This window comes from Pyruvatibacter sp. (assembly GCF_040219635.1).
GTDB lineage: Bacteria > Pseudomonadota > Alphaproteobacteria > CGMCC-115125 > CGMCC-115125 > Pyruvatibacter.
The window spans coordinates 264,283-283,772 of record NZ_JAVJSC010000002.1; the positions used below are offsets into that span (position 1 = coordinate 264,283).

Annotated in this window: 25 protein-coding genes and 2 tRNA genes; 16 read left to right on the top strand and 11 right to left on the bottom strand. The window is 58.4% G+C overall.

Annotated elements, in window-relative coordinates:
• Positions 1-65 precede the first annotated feature (65 nt).
• On the bottom strand, positions 66-878 hold the full coding sequence (locus RIB87_RS02290; RefSeq protein ID WP_350143073.1) for a tetratricopeptide repeat protein: 813 nt from the start codon (positions 876-878) through the stop codon (positions 66-68).
• Between the two features lie 240 nt (positions 879-1,118).
• Between RIB87_RS02290 and RIB87_RS02295 the strand changes: the two genes are divergently transcribed.
• Positions 1,119-2,102, top strand: a complete 984-nt coding sequence (locus RIB87_RS02295; protein ID WP_350143077.1) for a calcium/sodium antiporter — start codon at positions 1,119-1,121, stop codon at positions 2,100-2,102.
• Between the two features lie 186 nt (positions 2,103-2,288).
• Here the strand turns inward: RIB87_RS02295 and RIB87_RS02300 are convergent.
• From RIB87_RS02300 to RIB87_RS02335, 8 genes are all read right to left on the bottom strand, one after another.
• A tRNA-Arg gene (locus RIB87_RS02300) sits at positions 2,289-2,365 on the bottom strand.
• Between the two features lie 32 nt (positions 2,366-2,397).
• Positions 2,398-2,706, bottom strand: a complete 309-nt coding sequence (locus RIB87_RS02305; protein ID WP_350143079.1) for an ETC complex I subunit — start codon at positions 2,704-2,706, stop codon at positions 2,398-2,400.
• Positions 2,707-2,802: 96 nt separating this feature from the next.
• Positions 2,803-3,537: a TetR/AcrR family transcriptional regulator gene (locus RIB87_RS02310; RefSeq protein ID WP_350143081.1), complete on the bottom strand. Its 735-nt coding sequence runs from the start codon at positions 3,535-3,537 to the stop codon at positions 2,803-2,805.
• 179 nt (positions 3,538-3,716) lie between these two features.
• Positions 3,717-3,793 (bottom strand) — tRNA-Pro (locus RIB87_RS02315).
• 104 nt (positions 3,794-3,897) lie between these two features.
• Positions 3,898-4,230, bottom strand: coding sequence for a DUF2834 domain-containing protein (locus RIB87_RS02320; RefSeq protein ID WP_350143083.1), 333 nt, complete (start codon positions 4,228-4,230; stop codon positions 3,898-3,900).
• Positions 4,231-4,258: 28 nt separating this feature from the next.
• Positions 4,259-4,726: a PaaI family thioesterase gene (locus tag RIB87_RS02325; RefSeq protein ID WP_350143085.1), complete on the bottom strand. Its 468-nt coding sequence runs from the start codon at positions 4,724-4,726 to the stop codon at positions 4,259-4,261.
• Positions 4,727-4,758: 32 nt separating this feature from the next.
• The gene (locus RIB87_RS02330; RefSeq protein ID WP_350143087.1) at positions 4,759-5,181 is read right to left on the bottom strand and encodes a DUF192 domain-containing protein; all 423 of its coding nucleotides are present in this window, start codon (positions 5,179-5,181) and stop codon (positions 4,759-4,761) included.
• A gap of 134 nt (positions 5,182-5,315) precedes the next feature.
• Positions 5,316-5,900 carry a cold-shock protein gene (locus tag RIB87_RS02335; protein ID WP_350143089.1) on the bottom strand — a complete coding sequence of 195 codons (585 nt, stop codon included), beginning with the start codon at positions 5,898-5,900 and terminating at the stop codon, positions 5,316-5,318.
• A 326-nt stretch (positions 5,901-6,226) separates the two neighbouring features.
• On the opposite strand from RIB87_RS02335, the gene RIB87_RS02340 reads away from it, so the two are divergent.
• The 10 genes from RIB87_RS02340 to RIB87_RS02385 are packed head-to-tail and all read left to right on the top strand — an operon-like array spanning position 6,227 to position 13,902.
• Positions 6,227-6,700: a Na+/H+ antiporter subunit E gene (locus RIB87_RS02340; RefSeq protein ID WP_350143091.1), complete on the top strand. Its 474-nt coding sequence runs from the start codon at positions 6,227-6,229 to the stop codon at positions 6,698-6,700.
• A 10-nt stretch (positions 6,701-6,710) separates the two neighbouring features.
• Complete coding sequence (locus tag RIB87_RS02345; RefSeq protein WP_350143093.1) at positions 6,711-7,055, top strand: MrpF/PhaF family protein; 345 nt, start codon at positions 6,711-6,713, stop codon at positions 7,053-7,055.
• On the top strand, positions 7,052-7,426 hold the full coding sequence (gene mnhG, locus RIB87_RS02350; protein ID WP_350143095.1) for a monovalent cation/H(+) antiporter subunit G: 375 nt from the start codon (positions 7,052-7,054) through the stop codon (positions 7,424-7,426). The genes RIB87_RS02345 and mnhG overlap by 4 nt, the downstream gene beginning before the upstream one ends.
• Positions 7,423-8,007 carry a DUF4040 domain-containing protein gene (locus tag RIB87_RS02355; protein WP_350143097.1) on the top strand — a complete coding sequence of 195 codons (585 nt, stop codon included), beginning with the start codon at positions 7,423-7,425 and terminating at the stop codon, positions 8,005-8,007. Before mnhG ends, RIB87_RS02355 begins: the two co-directional genes overlap by 4 nt.
• On the top strand, positions 8,004-8,453 hold the full coding sequence (locus RIB87_RS02360; RefSeq protein WP_350143099.1) for a Na(+)/H(+) antiporter subunit B: 450 nt from the start codon (positions 8,004-8,006) through the stop codon (positions 8,451-8,453). The genes RIB87_RS02355 and RIB87_RS02360 overlap by 4 nt, the downstream gene beginning before the upstream one ends.
• Positions 8,454-8,456: 3 nt before the next feature.
• On the top strand, positions 8,457-8,864 hold the full coding sequence (locus RIB87_RS02365; protein ID WP_350143101.1) for a cation:proton antiporter subunit C: 408 nt from the start codon (positions 8,457-8,459) through the stop codon (positions 8,862-8,864).
• Positions 8,864-10,408, top strand: coding sequence for a monovalent cation/H+ antiporter subunit D family protein (locus tag RIB87_RS02370; RefSeq protein WP_350143103.1), 1,545 nt, complete (start codon positions 8,864-8,866; stop codon positions 10,406-10,408). The genes RIB87_RS02365 and RIB87_RS02370 overlap by 1 nt, the downstream gene beginning before the upstream one ends.
• Positions 10,405-11,925 carry a monovalent cation/H+ antiporter subunit D family protein gene (locus RIB87_RS02375; protein WP_350143105.1) on the top strand — a complete coding sequence of 507 codons (1,521 nt, stop codon included), beginning with the start codon at positions 10,405-10,407 and terminating at the stop codon, positions 11,923-11,925. The genes RIB87_RS02370 and RIB87_RS02375 overlap by 4 nt, the downstream gene beginning before the upstream one ends.
• Positions 11,926-11,935: 10 nt before the next feature.
• Entirely contained in the window at positions 11,936-12,205 is a 270-nt protein-coding gene (locus RIB87_RS02380) for a hypothetical protein (protein WP_350143107.1), read from the top strand.
• Entirely contained in the window at positions 12,205-13,902 is a 1,698-nt protein-coding gene (locus RIB87_RS02385) for a proton-conducting transporter transmembrane domain-containing protein (RefSeq protein WP_350143109.1), read from the top strand. Before RIB87_RS02380 ends, RIB87_RS02385 begins: the two co-directional genes overlap by 1 nt.
• A gap of 4 nt (positions 13,903-13,906) precedes the next feature.
• Here RIB87_RS02385 and RIB87_RS02390 read toward each other — a convergent pair whose 3' ends face one another.
• Positions 13,907-15,496 (bottom strand): alpha-glucosidase family protein, encoded by a 1,590-nt coding sequence (locus tag RIB87_RS02390; protein ID WP_350143111.1) that lies wholly within the window; start codon positions 15,494-15,496, stop codon positions 13,907-13,909.
• Between the two features lie 90 nt (positions 15,497-15,586).
• On the opposite strand from RIB87_RS02390, the gene RIB87_RS02395 reads away from it, so the two are divergent.
• Together RIB87_RS02395 and RIB87_RS02400 are read left to right on the top strand one after the other, a co-directional pair.
• Positions 15,587-16,318 (top strand): SDR family oxidoreductase, encoded by a 732-nt coding sequence (locus RIB87_RS02395; RefSeq protein WP_350143113.1) that lies wholly within the window; start codon positions 15,587-15,589, stop codon positions 16,316-16,318.
• Positions 16,315-16,920: a PAS domain-containing protein gene (locus tag RIB87_RS02400; RefSeq protein ID WP_350143115.1), complete on the top strand. Its 606-nt coding sequence runs from the start codon at positions 16,315-16,317 to the stop codon at positions 16,918-16,920. Before RIB87_RS02395 ends, RIB87_RS02400 begins: the two co-directional genes overlap by 4 nt.
• 19 nt (positions 16,921-16,939) lie before the next feature.
• Here the strand turns inward: RIB87_RS02400 and RIB87_RS02405 are convergent, their stop codons facing one another.
• Complete coding sequence (locus RIB87_RS02405) at positions 16,940-17,674, bottom strand: SIR2 family NAD-dependent protein deacylase (RefSeq protein ID WP_350143117.1); 735 nt, start codon at positions 17,672-17,674, stop codon at positions 16,940-16,942.
• A gap of 102 nt (positions 17,675-17,776) precedes the next feature.
• Between RIB87_RS02405 and RIB87_RS02410 the strand changes: the two genes are divergently transcribed.
• The 3 genes from RIB87_RS02410 to RIB87_RS02420 are packed head-to-tail and all read left to right on the top strand — an operon-like array spanning position 17,777 to position 19,487.
• Complete coding sequence (locus RIB87_RS02410) at positions 17,777-18,196, top strand: VOC family protein (protein ID WP_350143119.1); 420 nt, start codon at positions 17,777-17,779, stop codon at positions 18,194-18,196.
• Between the two features lie 12 nt (positions 18,197-18,208).
• Complete coding sequence (locus tag RIB87_RS02415; protein WP_350143121.1) at positions 18,209-18,844, top strand: hypothetical protein; 636 nt, start codon at positions 18,209-18,211, stop codon at positions 18,842-18,844.
• 22 nt (positions 18,845-18,866) lie between these two features.
• Positions 18,867-19,487: a cytochrome b gene (locus RIB87_RS02420; RefSeq protein ID WP_350143123.1), complete on the top strand. Its 621-nt coding sequence runs from the start codon at positions 18,867-18,869 to the stop codon at positions 19,485-19,487.
• Positions 19,488-19,490: the final 3 nt, after the last annotated feature.

Here is a 19,490-nt window from a genome sequence, read left to right on the forward strand (position 1 = left end):
ACAATTGAAGATGAATTACACGCAAGGTTAGGTGCCCCGCCAATCAAGGCAAGACACTGAAGCCCCTAGAGTTCCTGCTCAAGAGGCCCGGAAATAGGTTCAAAAGCGCGCGCGGCATCGACGCCCTGCTTTATCTGACCATTTGTCAGCTTTGGCAGCAGTTCTTCAATGGCTTCGGCGGGATATTTGGGAAAGCCGTTTTCGTTCGATAACACGTAAAACATGTAGGCCTTCACCACGTCCTGCTCCACCCCGTCGCCTTCCTCATACAGCACACCAATATTGTACTGACTTGCGGCATGGCCCCGCAGAGCGCCCTGCTCAAACCAGTAGGCCGCCCTGTCCAGATCACGCTCGACGCCAAAGCCCCAGTCATATGCACTGCCCAGGTCACCCATTGCCCGCGCATCACCCATCTTGGCGGCGCGGTTCAGCCACTCAAGTCCGATATCGAAACTGTGTGATACCGATTGCCCATCCATGTGGACGGAGCCCACCTTGTAGGCCGCACCTGCGTCACCCGCTTCTGCAGCTTCCTTCCAGACCATGACAGCCTCAGGATAAAGCCCGCGCTTATAAAGCGCCTGCCCACCTTCCTCCGTGCGCGGCGCATCGCGCACAACCTGCAAAATCACATCCTCATCGCCTACCGCCAGCGGTCGCGGTTCTTCCGGCGCGGTCTGCAGGGAGTCCAGGGCATCCACCTGCTGTTCCGCCGCATCAATGGGGGAGGATTTTGCAAATGCACCGCCTGCGACAATCCCTGCCAGAATGAACGTACCGATGAGCAAGGCACTGCCAGTCAACAAGAAGCGTGCTGCTGTGCCGTCGATACCTGTTTCCCGCAACATGGTCTGTCCGGCTGAACGCTTGGTCATATTGTTTTCTCCCTCACCGTTCTTTTATGGACGCTGGCATGGTGGATATTTCTGGCGTCTTGTAGCTGGCGATTTAGCCAAAATCGTGTCTCAACCATAGGGGCTTATACAAGTTACGCATATGTCAGGTCGCTCACAGATGCGTGTGCCCTTGAAGGCCAGTGGATCAACTGACGACAAATTATTGGCGCAGATTTGCCGCCACGTATTTGCGCCGCGCAATATGATATAGCTCGGCACATGGCATTATTAAGCATCTCGGTCGGCATTTTGCTGCTTTGGTTCGGCGGCACCTATTTCGTTCGCGGCAGTGTCGCCATTGCCCACCGGCTCCATGTCTCGGAACTGATGATTGGACTGACCCTTGTCGGTTTTGGCACATCACTGCCGGAGCTGGTCACAAGCATGGGAGCAGCGCTTTCAGATTCACCGGGCCTTGCTGTTGGCAACGTCGTGGGAAGCAACATTGCCAATATCCTGCTTATTCTGGGGCTTGTTGCGTTTGTCCGCCCCTTTGCCTGCAACATGGCGTCCTTCTATCGCGACGCACTGGCCCTCAGCGCAGCAACGCTGGTCGGCGTTATTGTCATACTGAACGGAAGCATCGGCATCGCCCATGGCGTTGCCATGCTTGCGGCGCTCACCGCCTACATAGCCTTTGCATATGTGACTGAACAAAAAACGCCCCACACAGATGGCAACGCAGCGAGCATTGAAACCTCGCCTGCTTTTTCTTCCTCACCCGCCGCCCCCTCCTCGTCCACTGCTCCGCCCATCTTGCTGATTGGCACATGGGTGGTTGTCGGCCTGGCTGCGGTAATTGCCGGAGCGTGGTTGCTGATTGAGGGGGCAATCGAGCTTGCAACCTTCTGGGGCGTCTCAAAGACATTCATCGGCCTGACAGTCGTGGCCGTCGGTACTTCGGTGCCTGAATTGATGATAACGTTGATTGCAGCACTGCGCGGCCAGTCGGATATTGCGCTGGGCAATGTCATTGGCAGCAACATATTCAACCTCCTGGGTATCCTCGGGCTGACCTCGGTGGTGACCACCATCGACGTGCCCGCTGACCTCAAGGCACTTGACCTCGCCGCAATGGCATTGGCCGCAGCAGCGCTGATAGCCGTGGCAGGACTTCGAAAACACTTTGGAAGAGTGTCCGGCGCTGTGTTTGTTGCGCTCTACCTCGCCTACACACTCGGTCGCACGCAGTTTGCCGCCTGACCGGCAACGGCCCGAACTCCGTTCCTGAGCTGAGGCGACCATTGCTGAAAGGAATGGCGCGCCCGTTCGAACTGCGTTCGAACTCATCTTTTAAAAAGAGGGCGATCATTCCCAAGGGAATGGCGCGCCCGTTCGAACTTCGTTCGAACTCACCTTTTAAAAAGAAGGCGACCATTCCCGAGGGAATGGCGCGCCCGGCAGGACTCGAACCTGCAACCTACGGCTTAGAAGGCCGTTGCTCTATCCGGTTGAGCTACGGGCGCCAAGGTATCGGGTGACAGGCAAGCACGCTCATTCAGTGCGTCCAGTTGCCGTCCACCCGGTTGGATCTGAAATTGTCGGAATAGGCCTTGGGCCGTGCGGCGCGCGGCTGGGGCTCAAACACCTGATAAGGGATTTTGTGTTTCTCGGCATAGGCCACGGCTTCGTCCTTTGTGGCGAAGCGAAGCTGAATCTGGCCGTTCATGTCACCGGAGCTGGTCCAGCCCATCAACGGATCAATTTCGCGCGCGGCTTCGGGCTCATACTCAAAGAGCCACAGATGGGTCTTTGCTGTGCCTGACTGCATGGCCGTTTTGGCCGGCTGATAGATGCGCGCTACCATGTTGCCGCTTGTCCTCATCACTATTTGCGGGACCACACCCGCGCTGTTCTTAAGTCTCAACGCCTGTATCGCGGCAAACCGCCCCGAATGCAACGGTCACGAGCCTGCCTGTTTTGCCGCATGAATCATGTCGGCGAGACTATCAATCAACTCACCCTCAACGGACATTGGTTCACCGGCCAGCTCCGGCGCGCGTTGCTTAAGCTCTGACGCAAGGTCAGGCGGCGGCGATGCCATCTGCTGCAGGCCTATGGCCAATGCGCAACCGCGCAACAATAACCGTCCGCCATGCCCATGCGGCAATTGCCCGGCCGCATCAATGGAAGCCCCTACATCTACAAGCCGCTCATTCAGGTAGCTCTTGAACTCAATCACCGCGTCAACATCCGCACCGGGTTTTAACTGGGTATGCAGCAGGCTGAGTAGCGACAACAGCGCGTTTTCAGCCAGCAACGAATGGGTCAGTGCCCTGGCAACCTGCTCGGGACCACCTTTGGCACCGCTGGCAGCCGCAAGACCTTTTTCCAACGTATCAAAGAAGGTTTCCAGCTTGCGGGTCAGCACCGCCAGAAACAGCGCCTCCTTGCTGGGGTAATAGAGATAAACAGTGCCCTTGGCCAAGCCAGCCCGTCGCGACACCTCCAAAATAGTGATGTCGTGATAGGACGCCTCACGCAATGCCGCCTCTGCCGCATCCACCAGCGCACGGGCCCGTGCCTGCTTGTCAGCAGGTGCGCGGGCCTTGCTGGCGCCGTGTCGTGCCGATTGCCGCGCAGACGGTGCTGCCTGGCTGCGGGAGGGCGTGCTTTTTGCGGGTGCCGACGGCGGCAATGGCTTTCCTTCTCAAAATCATTTGCCCAAACGCAGCGCGCATGAGAATCGCGGAAGACCCGGATGACGACAGTATGACTGTGACACCCGCACCTCCAAATGGCCAAGGCCGCATAGCTGCACCCCAGCAAATCATCTGGATGCAAAAATATTGATAACTCACTGAAATAAAAGAAAAATGGTCGGGGCAAGAGGATTCGAACCTCTGACCCCCTGTTCCCAAAACAGGTGCGCTACCGGGCTGCGCCATGCCCCGACCGAACACTGCATGGGGGCCAGATATGCGGCCTCACCTGCAGCGCGGGCGGACATTGGCGCAACAGCGCCGCCGCTGCAAGCCCGGCTTTTGTAGAGCAGGGATTATTGCTGCTGAACCGGACCAGTGCGCAAACGCAAAACAAGATAAATGCCAAAGGCTGTGGCAACACCCGGTATAAAAATCAGCGGAATAACCCAAAGCCCATGCCGAACACCCAACTGGCTGCGTTCATACAAAATCCAGATAATCAGGATGACGCCGCACAAAATGGTGTCCAGCGAATAGCCCGCCGCAAACGGGTTCACAAACCCGGCGGCAAAAGCTCCAACAATGTCGCCGCTTTCAAGCGCCGGCGGCAGCACAACAATCACAAAAAACAGCGCAAAAGCCGCGCCGACAAACAGACTGAGAAGCTCAAATACACGACGGCTCATGAAACAGTCCTTCAAGCGTTTGTAAGGGTCAGGATTTCTTGTGACGTGGCATCAGTTTGAACACACCCGTCGCGTGAACAATAGAGCGTGAGCCTGAATGCACTTCAGCGTCCACAAACGCCACCGAACGCGTGGCGCGGGTGACGGTTGCCGTACCTTCTATCCAGTCTCCGACTTTGCCAATCGAGAGAAAATCGACATTGAGACGGATTGTCAGGCCGACAATCTCAGTGGCACGCCACACAGCGGTCCCCATCAGACCATCCGCAAACGCCGTAATCAGCCCGCCATGGACAATGCCCATGCCGTTGCAATGCTGCTGCGCGGCGCGGAAACCATGCGCAAACGTGCCGTCATCATTGATTCTGTGAAAGAACGGCCCGTTATGGGTGGTGAACGGCCCGCGATTGGTGCTCTCCTCATATCCGTCAGGCGGATTGGGAGATGGCGTCTGTGCTGTTTCGTCAGTCATGGCAGCGGGACGTAGCGCAGTCATGCGCGCCTGTCACCAGACATCTGGATGCCGAACTACTCAAAAATCGGGTGCCGCACTGCGTCCCCCACCTTGATGCCTAGCCGCTGCACAGTGCCCGCATTCACTTCAAAAACCGATGCCGCCGGGTAGCGCGACGATATGATCGCCTCTGAAAACGGCACGGTATTTTCGGCAATATGCGAAATGTGGCCCTGCGCGGTGATGAAAATCATGTCCAGAGGCAACGGCGTATTGCGCATCCACATGGTGATGATGCGGGACTGATCAAAATCAAACAACATGCCGGTATCCGCCGGCAAGTGTTCGCGAAACATCAGCCCACGTTGCAGCTTTTCTTCTGTATCGGCCAGCTCCACGGCGAATGTCACATTGCCGGTTGCTGTTTCAATGATGAGGCTTGAATGATCGCTGTCAGAAGGCGCCGGTGCCTCGGCACACGCGACAGGCATGATCATCAGGGCACTCAACCAAAGGGCTGTTGCCGGGAGCCAAAAGGCGATTGCCGGGAGAGAGAAAAACGAACGCCTCAATACACGCACCGTGCGCACACACGCCTTGAACATTCACAACAGCCTAACGCAGGCTGATCCTAGTCCAGGACCGCAATCGTTGCGACCATCAGACCTTTATCGCCCTCACCAAAACGCACCCGCACCTGCTGACCCTGCCGCAATTCGCGGATGCCGGTATCCCGAAGTGTTTCCATGTGCACAAAAATATCCGGCGTGCCGTCGCCACGCGTCACAAAGCCATAGCCCTTGGCGCGATTGAACCATTTGACGGTAGCAATCTCTTCATCGCCGACAGCCTCAACCCGCACATTGCGGGACTGACCATCGGGTGCCGATGAACCATTGGAAACACCATTCGAACCGGATGAAGAGTCTGACGTTTCAACAGCGGTGCTGTCATCAACATCAAGCACACGAAGCGCCTGAAACCCTTTGGCCCGCTTCACAGCTTCGCACTCAACCGTGGCTCCTTCGCGCGCCGCATCCAGCCCTGCCTGCTTGAGACACGACATATGCAGCAGCACATCCGCAGACCCGTCCTGCGGAACAATGAAGCCATAGCCTTTTGTTGTATCAAACCACTTGACGGTGCCTGTCACACGAAATGCGTGTTCGGCGTCGCCTATGGCGTCTCCCTCACCATGCGTCTGCGTTTCCGCCACATCGGCCCCCGGCGTTTTCGCTGTTTTTGTTGCCGTCTTTTTATCGTGGCCACCTGCGCGTTATGCGTTCTGTGACCGTTTTATATGCGGCAAGATAACACAGACAAAAAGTCTGGAGAAGCACCAACCACGCTTGATGACTGCGCATCAGGTCCGGTCAGGGTGCTGCAGTGCAGCGCACCGGATGCAGAAGGTGCCGCACGGCGCACATGGCGTCGCAATGCCTTGCAGAATCTTTGTCGATTTTTGCCGGTTCTGCTGGCCAATCGCTGCGCTGCCTATTATCAAAGGTCATGGTTGTGTGACTGGGGAGTGATGGGGAAACAATGCTGCGCGGGCTTCTATTAGCGCTTGGTCTGTTTGGTCTGTGGCTACTTTTGTCAGGCGTTTACAAGCCTCTGTGGATTTTTCTGGGTGCCGGGTCCGCCATTGCCGTGACGTTTCTTCTGGCCCGGATGGACGTGCTTGATTCGGAGGCCATGCCGATACAGATGCGCTTTGGCACGCCACGCTACTGGGGCTGGCTGCAGGGCGAAATCATCAAGGCGAATCTGGCTGTCACCAAAATCCTGCTGTCACCGAACCTGGACATCGCCCCGTCAATTATCCGTGTCACGCCGACGCAAAAAACCGATGTTGGCCGCGTGACATTTGCCAATTCAATTACGCTGACGCCGGGCACCGTTACGATTGATGCGGATGGAAGCGAGTTCATTGTGCACGCGCTCGACACACCCTTCGCAGACCCTGCGGGCATTGCCGACATGAACGCGCGCACCAGCGCTATTGAGCAGCGGTAGGCGCACCCACATGTTCTTCGCAGCTACTCTCGCCCTCCTCGCCGCCATGATGCTGATGCTCGTGCGGCTGTTTTTAGGTCCCAGCCTTTATGACCGTGTGTTGGCACTCAATGCATTCGGCACCAAGACCGTGCTGCTGATCGGCCTGGTGGGGTTTGTCGGCAACCGGCCTGACTTCATGGACATCGCGCTGCTTTATGCGCTCATCAACTTTGTCAGCACCATCGCCGTGCTGAAGTTCTTCCGCTATCGCGCATTGGGCGATATTCCCGAAGGCGTGGACCCGGAAGACGCACGTGACCTCATCGGCCTTGAGAAGCCTGGCAGCAAAGCAAAGAGCGAGGCATCCACATGATTGAGATGCTTCTCGACATTGCAACCGGTATTCTGCTGGCAGGCGGCAGCTTCTTCCTTCTCGTCGGCTCCATTGGCGTTATCCGACTGCCTGATTTTTACACCCGTATGCACGCTGCAGGCGTGACCGACACGTTGGGTGCGGAACTCATGCTGCTGGCCATGATGTTGCAGTCCGGTTTCTCCCTCGTCACAGTCAAGCTGATAGCCATCGGCTTTTTCATGTTCTTCACCAGCCCGACATCAACCCATGCAGTGGCCAACGCAGCCTGGACAGCCGGCCTGCGACCCTTGCTGGGCAAAGACCTCAAGGAAGGGGATGCCGGCGGAACGTCTGGATCACCCGGCCCCACAGGGGGCAGCCGGCCATGAGTTCACTGGTCATTGATCTGGTGTTGTTCACGCTGCTGGTGGTTGTGGCCATCCAGATTGTGCGCCTCAACCACCTGTTCGTTGTCACCATGCTGTCCGGCGTGTTCAGTCTGCTGACGGCAGGCTTGTTCATCACTATGGATGCGCCCGACGTGGCATTCACAGAAGCTGCTGTTGGCGCCGGCATTTCCACCGTGCTGATGCTTGGCACCCTCGCCTTCACAGCGCAGCGTCAGAAGGAATCTTCCGGCGGCGCGCAGGTTGTGCCGCTGTTTGTCGTCGTTGCCACGGGCATGGCACTGATTTACGCAACCTTTGACATGCCCGCCTTCGGTGACCCGCAGGCCCCCGCGCAAACCCATGTCGGCCCGTATTACATTCAACAAACTCCCGCTGAAATTGATGTGCCCAACATCGTGACGGCTGTGCTGGCCAGCTATCGAGGCTTTGATACGCTGGGCGAAGTCGTTGTTGTATTCATGGCAGGTGTCGGCGTGCTCGCACTGCTGGGCCACAAGCACCGCCGCCGGGGTGCCATTTCGCGCGCACAGGCGGCCGCCCGCCGGGAGGACGATGCATGAACCACCACATCGTCCTGCGCGTCATTACAAAAATACTCATAGCCCCCATCGTTCTGTTCGGCCTCTATGTGCAGTTCCACGGCGACTTTGGCGCCGGTGGCGGCTTTCAGGCGGGCGTCATCATTGCTGTCGGTTTTATTCTGTATGCCCTCATATTTGGCCTGACCACCACCAAGGAAGTGATGCCACTGTGGGTGGTGCGCACCGCAACCTGCCTGGGTGTGCTCATTTATGCGGGCGTCGGTGTTTACACCATGCTGATGGGCGGCAATTTTCTGGATTACGACTTTGTGGCCGCTGACCCCGTGGGTGATGCGATTGCCGGTCAGCATGTGGGCATCCTGCTGATTGAAGCAGGCGTCGGCCTTACCGTTGCCAGCGTCATGGTGCTGGTGTTCTACGGTTTTGCGGATGCCGCAGGCCCCATCGACGACGAGGAATGGTAGGCGATGGACAGCGAATCCTTCATCGACTTTGCGCTTGGTCGCTACAACTACTGGCTGGTCATGATCCTTATGATGGTCGGGCTGTATGTGGTGGTGGCACGCGGCAACTTCGTGAAAAAACTCGTCGGCCTCAACATCTTTCAGGTGTCGGTTTTCCTGTTCTACATCTCCGTCGGCAAGGTGGCAGGCGGAACAGCCCCCATCTACGTGGATGACCCCGCCACGCTGTATTCCAATCCGCTGCCGCATGTACTCATTCTCACCGCCATTGTGGTGGGAGTGGCAACGCTGGCAGTGGGCCTGAGCCTCGTTATCCGCATTCAGGCGGCCTATGGCACCGTCGAGGAAGATGAAATAAATGCTGCGGATGCTGAACGCGACGCAAGCCCGCGCGCCGGGGGCACCGCCTGATGCTTGGCACTGCGTTTGAGTTCCTGATGCAGCATCTGCCTGCCCTGCAGGTAGTTGTGCCCATGATGGCCGCCCCCATCTGCCTTATGCTGCATCGCGGCTCCTGGGCAGGCACCATGGCACTGATTACGGCCATAGCCTGCTTCATCATGTCGGTCCTGCTGTTGCAGCAGGTCATGACAACCGGACCAATTTCTTACCACCTCGGCGGCTGGGCACCCCCGTTCGGCATTGAATATCGCGTCGATGCCATGAACGCGTTCGTTCTCGTGATTGTTGCCGCCACCAGCGCGCTGGTTCTGTCGTTCGCCGGAAAATCAATCCGCGGAGAAATCGAACCCTCAAAGCAGGCGCTGTTCTATACGGTTTTCACGCTGTGCCTGTGCGGCCTGCTCGGCGTCACCATAACCGGCGATGCCTTCAACATCTTCGTCTTTGTCGAAGTATCATCGCTGGCCACCTACGTGCTGATCGCCATGGGCGCGCGGCGGGACCGGCGGGCGCTCACCGCCAGCTACACGTATCTGATGATGGGCACCATCGGCGCCACCTTTTATGTCATCGGTCTTGGTTTGCTCTATCAGGCTACCGGCACGCTGAACCTCGCCGACCTCGCCGTGCGGCTTGAACCACTGGGCGACAGCACCAGTGTGCGCGCGGGCTTTGCCTTCATCATGGTTGGGCTGGGCTTGAAACTGGCCATGTTCCCCATCCATGCGTGGCTGCCAAACGCATACACCTACGCCCCCTCCGTGGTCAGCATCTTCCTCGCCGCCACCTCCACCAAGGTGGCGATCTATGTGCTGCTGCGGTTCATGTTCACCGTTTTCGGCTACGAGTTTCCTGTGGTGGAACTGTCGCTGTCGGCCATCTTCATGCCGCTGGCATTGCTTGCCATGTTTGTCGCGTCGGCGATCGCCGTGTTCCAGACCGACTTCAAGCGATTGCTCGCCTACTCATCGGTGGCGCAAATCGGCTACATGATTTTGGGCTTCTCCATGGCCAGCGTTACCGGCCTGACCGCGACCATGGTGCATATCTTCAACCACGCTGCCATGAAAGGCGTCTTGTTCATGGTGGCGGGCGCAGTGGTCTATCGTGTGGGCTCAAGTTCGGTTGCAAGTTTTGCAGGCCTTGGCCGCCAGATGCCGTGGACCATGGCAGCCCTTGTCATTGGTGGACTGTCGCTCATCGGCGTGCCGCTCACGGTTGGGTTTATTTCCAAATGGTATTTGATTTTGGGTGCCCTTGAGACCGGCGACTGGGTCATTGCGTTTGCCATCGTACTGAGTTCACTGATCGCGGTTGTGTATGTGTGGCGCGTTGTTGAAGTCGCTTACCTCACACCGGCCCCCGAAGGCGCAAAGCCCGTGCGCGAAGCACCGCTTTCCATGCTGCTGCCCATGTGGACACTGGCTCTGGCCTGCCTCTATTTCGGCCTCAACGCAGAGCTGACCGCAACCATCGGTCAGGCGGTTGCCGAGACGCTTCTCAATGGTGACACCCCCACCGGCACACCGGTGATTGAGGAGCTTGCCCAATGACCTTGCTTGCTCCCTTCGGCGTCGGTTTCGATACCGCCATGCTCATCGCCCTTCTGCTGCCAATGGTCGGCGCGGTATTGATTGTTCTGGCCGGCCGCTGGCCCAACCTGCGCGAGACCATCACGCTGGCGACGGCCGTCGGCCTGTTCATTGTTGTGCTGCATTTGCTGGGCGGTTTTCTGGCGGGTGAAGCGCCGCGCCTGATGCTGCTTGAAGTCGTCCCCGGCATCCCGCTGGCACTCAAGCTTGAACCGCTGGGCATGATCTTTGCCCTGGTGGCGTCCGGTCTGTGGATCATCACGTCGCTCTATGCCATCGGCTACATGCGCGGCAACAACGAGAAGCACCAGACCCGCTTCTACGCCTGCTTCGCCATCGCCCTTGGGGCCTCCATGGGCATCGCCTTCGCGGATAATCTGTTCACGCTCTTTATCTTCTATGAGGTGCTGACACTCTCCACCTATCCGCTGGTGGCGCACAAGGAAACCGAAGAAGCCAAACGCGGCGCGCGTATCTATCTGGGCATTTTGTTGGCCACCTCAATCGGTCTGCTGCTGCCCGCCATCATCTGGACCTATGCCATTGCCGGTACCGGCGACTTTGTGCTCGGCGGCATTCTGGCGGGCAATATAGAAAGCGCGCTGGTGCCAATTCTGCTGGCGCTCTACATGTTCGGGATCGGCAAGGCAGCGCTTGTGCCCATCCACCCGTGGTTGCCGTCCGCCATGGTCGCGCCAACGCCGGTGTCAGCCCTGCTGCACGCAGTGGCCGTTGTGAAGGCCGGTGTGTTCACCGTGCTCAAAGTCACCGTCTATATTTTTGGCACGGACTTTCTGGCCGACACACAGGCCAGTGTCTGGATCATGTGGATCGCCGCGTTCTCCATCGTCTTTGCAGGCATCATCGCCATGACCAAGGACAACCTGAAGGCGCGCCTCGCCTACTCCACCGTCAGTCAGCTTTCCTATGTCACGCTGGGGGCCATGCTCGCATCGGGCTATGGCATAACGGCGGGTGCCTTGCAGATCATGATGCACGCCACCGCCAAGATTACGCTGTTCATGTGCGCCGGTGCCATTTACGTGGCGACCCATAAGACCGAACTCAGCGAAATGGACGGACTGGGCCGACGCATGCCCTGGGTCTATGGCGCATTTACCATCGGCGCGCTGGCAATCATCGGCATTCCGCCTCTAGGGGGCGACTGGGTGAAGCTGTATCTCGTGATGGCCGCTACAGATAGCGGGCATGAATACATAATCTACGCCCTCATTGCGGCATCGCTGCTCTCCATTGGCTATCTGCTGCCGGTCGTCGCACGTGGTTTCTTCGGCAATCTTGGCAACCGCGCGGAACCAGCACCTGTGTTCAATGCATCAGCACCCAAGGAAGACCGCGTGCGCGCGCATCCGCTTACTGTCATCGCGCCAGTGATCACCGCTGGCCTGTGCCTCCTCACCATCCTGCTGGTCGGCCCGCTCAAGCACCTGATTGAGCCGATCGTGGGCACGCATTAAGGAGCAGCAAATGTCAGACAAAAAATCAGGCTTCTGGTCATGGGCGCTTACACCGCGGGCGGACGGCCACATGCTGGTGTTCATTTCAATCCTGTGCGCGGTGCTGCTGGTGGCGGGCCTCGTCCTGCCAATACCCGACACACCGTTTATCGCTGACATACCCGCAGGTGCAGCATTGGCTGCCTTCTTCGCCGCACTTGTGGCTGTCGTTCTGTCATGGCCATTGCGCTTTTTGCTCCGCCGCCGCGCCGGATATTACGCGTCCGGGGATGACGCATGATGAGCATAGCTCCAGATATTTTTGGCGGACTGCTCAACGGCATATCGCCCGGCCTCATTCTCATTGTGTTGGGCCTGGCCGCAACGCTCATGCCACGCCCTGCCCGCGCCGTGACGGCGGTGCTGGCACCCGTGCTTGGCCTCATTCACCTGCTGGCCCTCCCTGCAGGCCCCGGTGGCACATTCGTTTTCATGGACGTGACCATCACGACGTTCAGTATCGCTGAAACAAACTTCGCCTTCGCCGTCAGCTTTCTCGTCGCCGCCATCGTTGTCGGCGTATTCAACTGGCATGAACGCGCGGGCCTGCCTGTTGCGTCCGGCCTGTTTTACACAGGCTGTGCCACCGGAGCCGTGCTGGCAGGTGACCTGCCCAGTTTCTTTGTATTTTTTGAAATTGCCTCGGTCGCCGCCGCCTTCCTCGTCTGGGCTGGTGGCACCAGCCGTTCGCTGGGCGCTGGTATGCGCTTCGCCGTCGCCAACATTCTGGCCGGTGTTCTGCTGCTGGAAGCCTTCCTGCTGACCTACAAAGTCACGGGCAGTATTGCGTTCTTCACCGGCGACCTTGGCACCACCGCCGGCCTGTACCTTATTGCAGCGCTCGGCATCAAAGCCGCCTTCCCTGTGCTGCACGCGTGGCTGACCGACGCCTACCCGGAGTCAACGCCGGGTGGCACGGTCATTCTCAGCGTCTTTTCCATCACCACAGCCGTCTATGCGCTAATGATCTTCCTGCCCGGCGAATATGCGCTGACGGTGATCGGCGCCGTGATGATTGCGTTCCCCATCATGCTGGCCCTGCTTGCCGACGATCTGCGCCGCATCCTGTGCTACGGCCTCATCAGCCAGATCGGCCTGGTAGTAACCGCCATCGGCATCGGCACGCCCACAGCGCTGTCTGCCGCCACCACGCTTGCTGTAGCAAATATCTTCGGCTTCCTGCTGATGTTCATGGCAACCGGAGCCGTGCTGTTTCGCACCGGCACTGCCGCAGCATCATCGCTTGGCGGGCTGGCCGCAACCATGCCGTGGACCGCAGGTTTCGCCGTGATCGGCGGTCTATCAATAGCTGGTCTTCCCATTCTGGCGGGCGGAAGTGCCGTGCCGGGTCTTGTATTTTCCATCTGGGCACAAAGCGGCCCGCTCATCGCAGCGCTTGTGCTGTTTGGTGTGGCAGGCGTATGGGCACACGCAGGGTTGCGCGTCCCCGCCGCGGCTTTCTTCGGCACAGCCCGCGCCGACCACGCACCCGATGAAGCTCCCCTGCATATGCGCATTGCCATGGGGCTGGCCGTCATCGGCTGCCTCACGATCGGCTTCATGCCCTACCTCGACACTCTGGCCTTCAACGCAGGCGCGCTGGTACTGCACATGCAGGGACTGGCCTTCTCGCTTCTGGTGTTTGCCGCGGCCCGCGCATGGGGCCTGCTGCCAAAGGACGAAGCCTCTGCCCTCATTGATGTGGACTGGCTCTACCGCCGCGTTGGCCCGGCCATTGTAAGCGGTGTCATGGGTGTAACCACTGCGGCCTATACCGGCTGGCAGAACTTCCTCAATGCCCGCATTACCGGCCTGTTCACCAACATGTTCAAGGCCGCCGGACCGCAAACCAACATTGCAGGCACCTGGGGTACCGGCATCGGCGTATTGTGGGTCTCAATCCTGTTGGTGGTGATGCTGCTGGTCAGCTACATCTAGCCGATCAGGTACCTACAAAAACACCAAGCGGGCCGACGGTAATTTTACCGCTGTCATACTCAGCATCACCCAATGTCAGAAGTGGGGCCGCCTGCTGATTAGTGTCCACGCTTGCAGGCTCATCGGAGAAATTGAACACACAGACAATGCTTTGCCCGTCAAGCGTGCGGGTAAATGCCAGCACGTCATCATTTGTTTCAAGCAGCGTAATATCACCAAGCCGCAAGGCAGCCCGTTCCTTGCGCAGGCCGATCACCTGTTTTGAAAATGCCAGCACTGACGATGTGCGCGCCTGCTGAGCCGCGACTGACCGCGCCGCATGGTCTGGTCCCAGTGGCAGCCAGGGTTCTACTGCGGAAAAACCGGCAAACAGCTGGTCCGGTTGCCACGGCATCGGCGAGCGACAGCCGTCCCGGCCCTTGAAATAGGGGAAATAAAGTTTGCCGAACGGGTCACGCACCTGCTCACGGGTTGTCTCGATATCATCAAGGCCAAGTTCCTCACCCTGATACATCAAGGCCGTGCCGCGCAGACACATGAGCAACGCCATGCCCAGCTTTGCCACCTGTTCCTTGTCGCGCCCCTTCGCCCATCGCGTAACCGGGCGTGCCACGTCATGGTTGGAGAACGTGACACACGGAAACAGATCCTCAACCGGCCCGGCAATTTTGGAATAGTAAGTGTCGAACACAGAACGTTCGAGCGAGCCGGCCTCAAGCAGGGTAAATGTATAGGCCGTATGCAGACGATCATCACCACCGGCATATTGACCTAATATCTTGTCGTCGCCCGCGAACTCGCCAAACACCAGCCGGTCCTCGTAGCTGTCCACCAGCGAGCGGATGCGTTCCATGATTTTGACGTTCTCAGGCTGGTTCCAGTCCTTGTCGTGGTGCTGATGGCGTGGCGGGTGGGCCCATGTTCCAAAACCCCGGTCCTCCATCGGCACCGCAGTGTTGTCCGCAAGCGTGGCGTCATGCACGAACGAGTTGGCGACATCGAGCCTGAACCCGTCCACCCCCTTGTCGAGCCAGAACCGCAGCACATCAAGCACCGCATCAACCACGTCCGGGTTATGGAAATTGAGCTTGGGCTGGGTGCGCAAAAACTGGTGGAAATAGTACTGCTGGCGTAACGGGCTCCACGACCAGGACGCACCGCCAAACGCTGCCAGCCAGTTGTTGGGTGGCGTCCCGTCAGCCCTGGCTTTGGCCCACACATACCAGTCCGATTTAGCACTGTCCTTCGACGCAAAACTTTCGACAAACCACGGATGCTGATCCGAGGTATGGCTCAACACCTGATCCAGAATGACTTTCAGGCCGCGCGCGTGGGCTTCCTCCAATAGCCGGTCAAATGCTGCCATGCCGCCCATGGCCGCATCCACATCCATGTAGTCAGCCACGTCATAGCCATAGTCTTCGTTGGGCGAGGGATAGATCGGCGACAGCCACACAGCGTCAACGCCCAGAGACGCGACATAATCCAGCTTGCGGCGGATACCTTCCAGATCACCAATCCCGTCGCCATCCGTATCCAGATAGCTGCGTGGATAAATCTGATAGACCACTGCCCCCTGCCACCAAGCCGCCATGCTGTCGCTCCCTGCTGCGTCTTTAACTTGTCTTCGATAGTGTTGTCGCTAACCTGCCCAAGAACCTGTTTAACGCCAAGGCTTTTCAACATGACCAACCCCAAAGCAGCCATCCTCACCGATGCAACGCATTTTGTCGGCGATGCGATTGCTACCCGGCTGGCAACCGATGGCTATGCGGTATACGCCGTTGACCCGGCCTTTGATGACGCCGAAAAGCGCGTGGCCTTTGAAGCGCTGGCGCCCGGCATCACAGCCCTTGAGCACCAGGGCGCGGAAGACGTTGCCATGCACGTTGAAAGCCTGCATGGCAAGATCGACCTGCTGGCCAGCAACGATGCCTGGCCCGCCATTCGCGCCACTGTGGACGAGATTGAGAGCGTCGCGCTGCACGAAACCTTTGAGGCGCTGGTGTTCAAACCCTTCGCCTTCGCCCGCGCCGTCGCCAAACGTATGAAGCCGCGGGGTGAGGGAAAAATCATTTTCCTTACCTCCGCCGCCCCCCTCAACGGCCTGCCGAACTACGCCATGTATTGCGCTGCACGCGGGGCCATGAACGCCGCCACCAAGGCCATGGCCAAAGAACTTGCGGCCTTCAACATTCAGGTCAACGCCATTGCCCCCAATTTTGTGGCCAACCCGGATTATTTTCCCCCGGAGTTGATGGCTGATCCGGACAGGGCTGCAAAGATTCTGAAAAACGTGCCGCTTGGTCGCCTCGGCCGCCCGGAAGAAGTGGCCGGTATGGTGGCGCAGCTGGCCAGTGATGACGGCGGGTTTTTCACCGGCCAGGTGATCGCCGCATCGGGAGGCTGGGCATGAGCGAACCGCTGATCCGTCACGCGGATATTCGACTTGCCCTCACAACATGGATGAAGGTACGCGGGAACGCGCTTTATCCAACGGTTCATGAGTTCGGACCATTCGAGATGAAACCCTATCTGCCTCATGTCAGCATTTTCAGGCGCACCCCTGAGGGGGGCCACAAGGTAACGCTCTTGGGCACAGGTCTGGTTGAGGCCTATGGGTTTGACGCAACCGGCATGGATGTCGCGGACATCTACCCGCCTGAAGAACTTGCTGAACTTCACCCCTTCTACGACCTGATTTTTCCAGATCACTATCTCAGCCACTCGTTGCGCACCTACAAGCGCAAGACCGGCGCCCACATGACTCTGGAACAAATCCTCATGCCGCTGGGCAACGAAGAGGGCATCCATGACCGCTATGTGCTGGTGGCCCGCAGAACCGATGTTCCACTGCGACCGCGCAAGGACGTTGAGAGCAAACTCAAACTCGGTGTTCTTGAAGCGCGAACCATCTTTGACCCGAAAACTTTTCTGCCCGTAGCCTGTTTTGCAACCACGCCCCGCGATGCCACTGAAATGCAGATACCTTTGACGTCGTTTCTGCAGCAGAATTGACGCCAAACGGGGCCTGGTTTTACGGCACGAGCGCGGCAAGCGTGGCACCGGCTTCATCGTTCACTACAAGATCCGCTATCTCATCCATTTCGGTCGGTTCACGGTTGATGATGACCAGCCCGGAGCCATTTTGCTTGGCAATGATGGGAAACCCCGCTGCCGGATACACGACGAGCGATGACCCAACCGCAATAAACAGATCGCAGCCAAGCGTTTCAGCTTCCGCCCGCATCATCTCACCCTGCGGCATCGACTGCCCAAAGGAGATGGTGGCTGTTTTCAGAATACCCCCACACGCACGACAGGGCGGTGGCGCATTCACCTCACCAAACGCCGCGCGCACAAACTCAAGCTCGTGACGGCTGCCGCAGTCCAGACATTTGGCATAGGTCGTGTTGCCGTGCAGCTCAATGACCTTGTCAGCGGGAATGCCTGACTCCTGATGCAGATTGTCGATGTTCTGGGTAATCACGGCAGAAACCTTGCCCTGCTGAACCAGCCGCGCAATCGCCATGTGGCCAGCGTTGGGCCGGGCTTTCGCAAACGCATCGTCCATATTGAACTTGCGCCGCCATGCTTCGATGCGGGTTTCTTCAGACGCCATGAAGTCCTGAAAGTAAATGGGCTTGTTTTGTGTCCACAGACCGCCGGGACTGCGAAAATCGGGGATGCCGGATTCGGTGGAAATACCGGCGCCGGTAAACACCACTACCTGACGGGCCTCATCCACAAGCTGTTTGAGCGGCGTCGTCATGTAGTACCCTCTGGTGTGCTCTTTGACCCTGCGAACCGGTTAGGCGATCATCTTACAAAACATACCACCCCATTGGCCACGCACAGGTCCGGAAAACAAATCATGAAATATCTTCACACAATGGTCCGCGTCCGCAATCTGGATGCGTCGCTGGCGTTTTATTGCGATCATCTGGGCCTTGAACAGCTTGGCCGCTTCGATGTTGAAGACGGCCGTTTTACACTGGTATTTCTGGCGGCCCCCGGCGACCACACAGCGCAGATTGAACTGACCCATAACTGGGACGATGAAGAGATGGGCGAAGGCCGCAACTTTGGCCACCTTGCCTATGAGGTGGAGGATATTTACGCCGCCTGCCAGAAGCTGGAGAACGCCGGCGTAACCATCAACCGACCACCCCGCGACGGCCGCATGGCGTTTGTGCGCTCGCCGGACAATATCTCTGTTGAACTGCTGCAAAAAGGCCCGCCCAAACCTCCGCTTGAGCCGTGGGCATCAATGGAAAATATTGGCCACTGGTAGGAAACCCATCGCGTGATCCGCATTACCACCGCCATCATTGTTGTTATCGGGCTTGCAGCTTTGCTGAACGGTGCCACCGGAACAGCATTTTCAGGGGCGGCACCCGCTCACGCACAAACACCCGAACCGCGCGAATCCGGCGCTCAGGTTGTGCGACGCCGACAAGTGGAACAGGTGGCGAAAGAGACCGACAGCACCGGCCGCTACTGGACACCCTTCGAGCTTGCCCGCGATGGTCGGTGCACCGAGGCGATAGACGATCTCACGCGGATGGCAAATCGCGGTCGCGGCTACGAAAAGGCACAGCACATTCTGGGCTTGTGCCTGCTTGAGACCGGCGATCGTACTTCAGGTCTTGACTGGATCAACCGCGCTGCCAATGCGGGGCTTGCTGACGCGCAGGCAACACACCTGCGGCTCTATGCGGAAGAAGGCACGGCTTACCTCCCTCACGCCGACGCCGCAATGTGGCTCTATTTGTATGAGAACAACGCCCTGCGCCTGCGCATTGGCAGCGGACATGCACTGGACCCTGACCTTGCATCCGCCATTCGCGCGCGCGTGCCCCGTGCCGACTACCTAAGCGGCATTGACCGTGCCCGCAACTGGACGCCGGTTTTTTGGCACACCAGCGCGCACGCACCTTAGCCCCTGCAGGAGAGATACGCCCATGGTCCGTCCCTTGACCAACTCACAGGAGCGCTACGGCGTTGTTGCCATCACACTGCATTGGCTCATTGCATTTGCCGTGATCGGACTCTATGGCGTCGGCACTTTCATGGTGGACATGAAACCGTCGCTGCAACAGTTCGAGCTTTATCAACTGCACAAGTCGTTTGGTATCACCGTGCTTGTCCTGACAGTGCTGCGGCTGATCTGGCGAATTGCAAACCCGCGCCCCGCCCTGCCACCGGGAATGCCGCGCTGGCAGGTGCTGGCGGCCAAAGCCACCCATTGGGGTTTCTACACTCTGCTGCTGGCCGCGCCACTTGCCGGGTGGGCCATGGTCTCAGCCTCCAGCTTCAATGTGCCCACGGTCGTATTCGGCCTGTTTACCGTGCCCCATATGGAGTTCATTGCCACATCACCGGACAAACAGGCGCTCGAAGGCACCTTTGAGGATCTGCACGCGTTGTTTGCAGACGGAATGTTGCTGCTGTTCCTCGCCCATGTGGGGGCCGCGCTCTATCATCACATCAAGTTGCACGACACGGTATTGCTCAAAATGCTGCCGGTGTCGCAACGTGCCTATCAGGAACGCAAGGCCCATGAGCAGTCAGCCCAACGTTAGGAC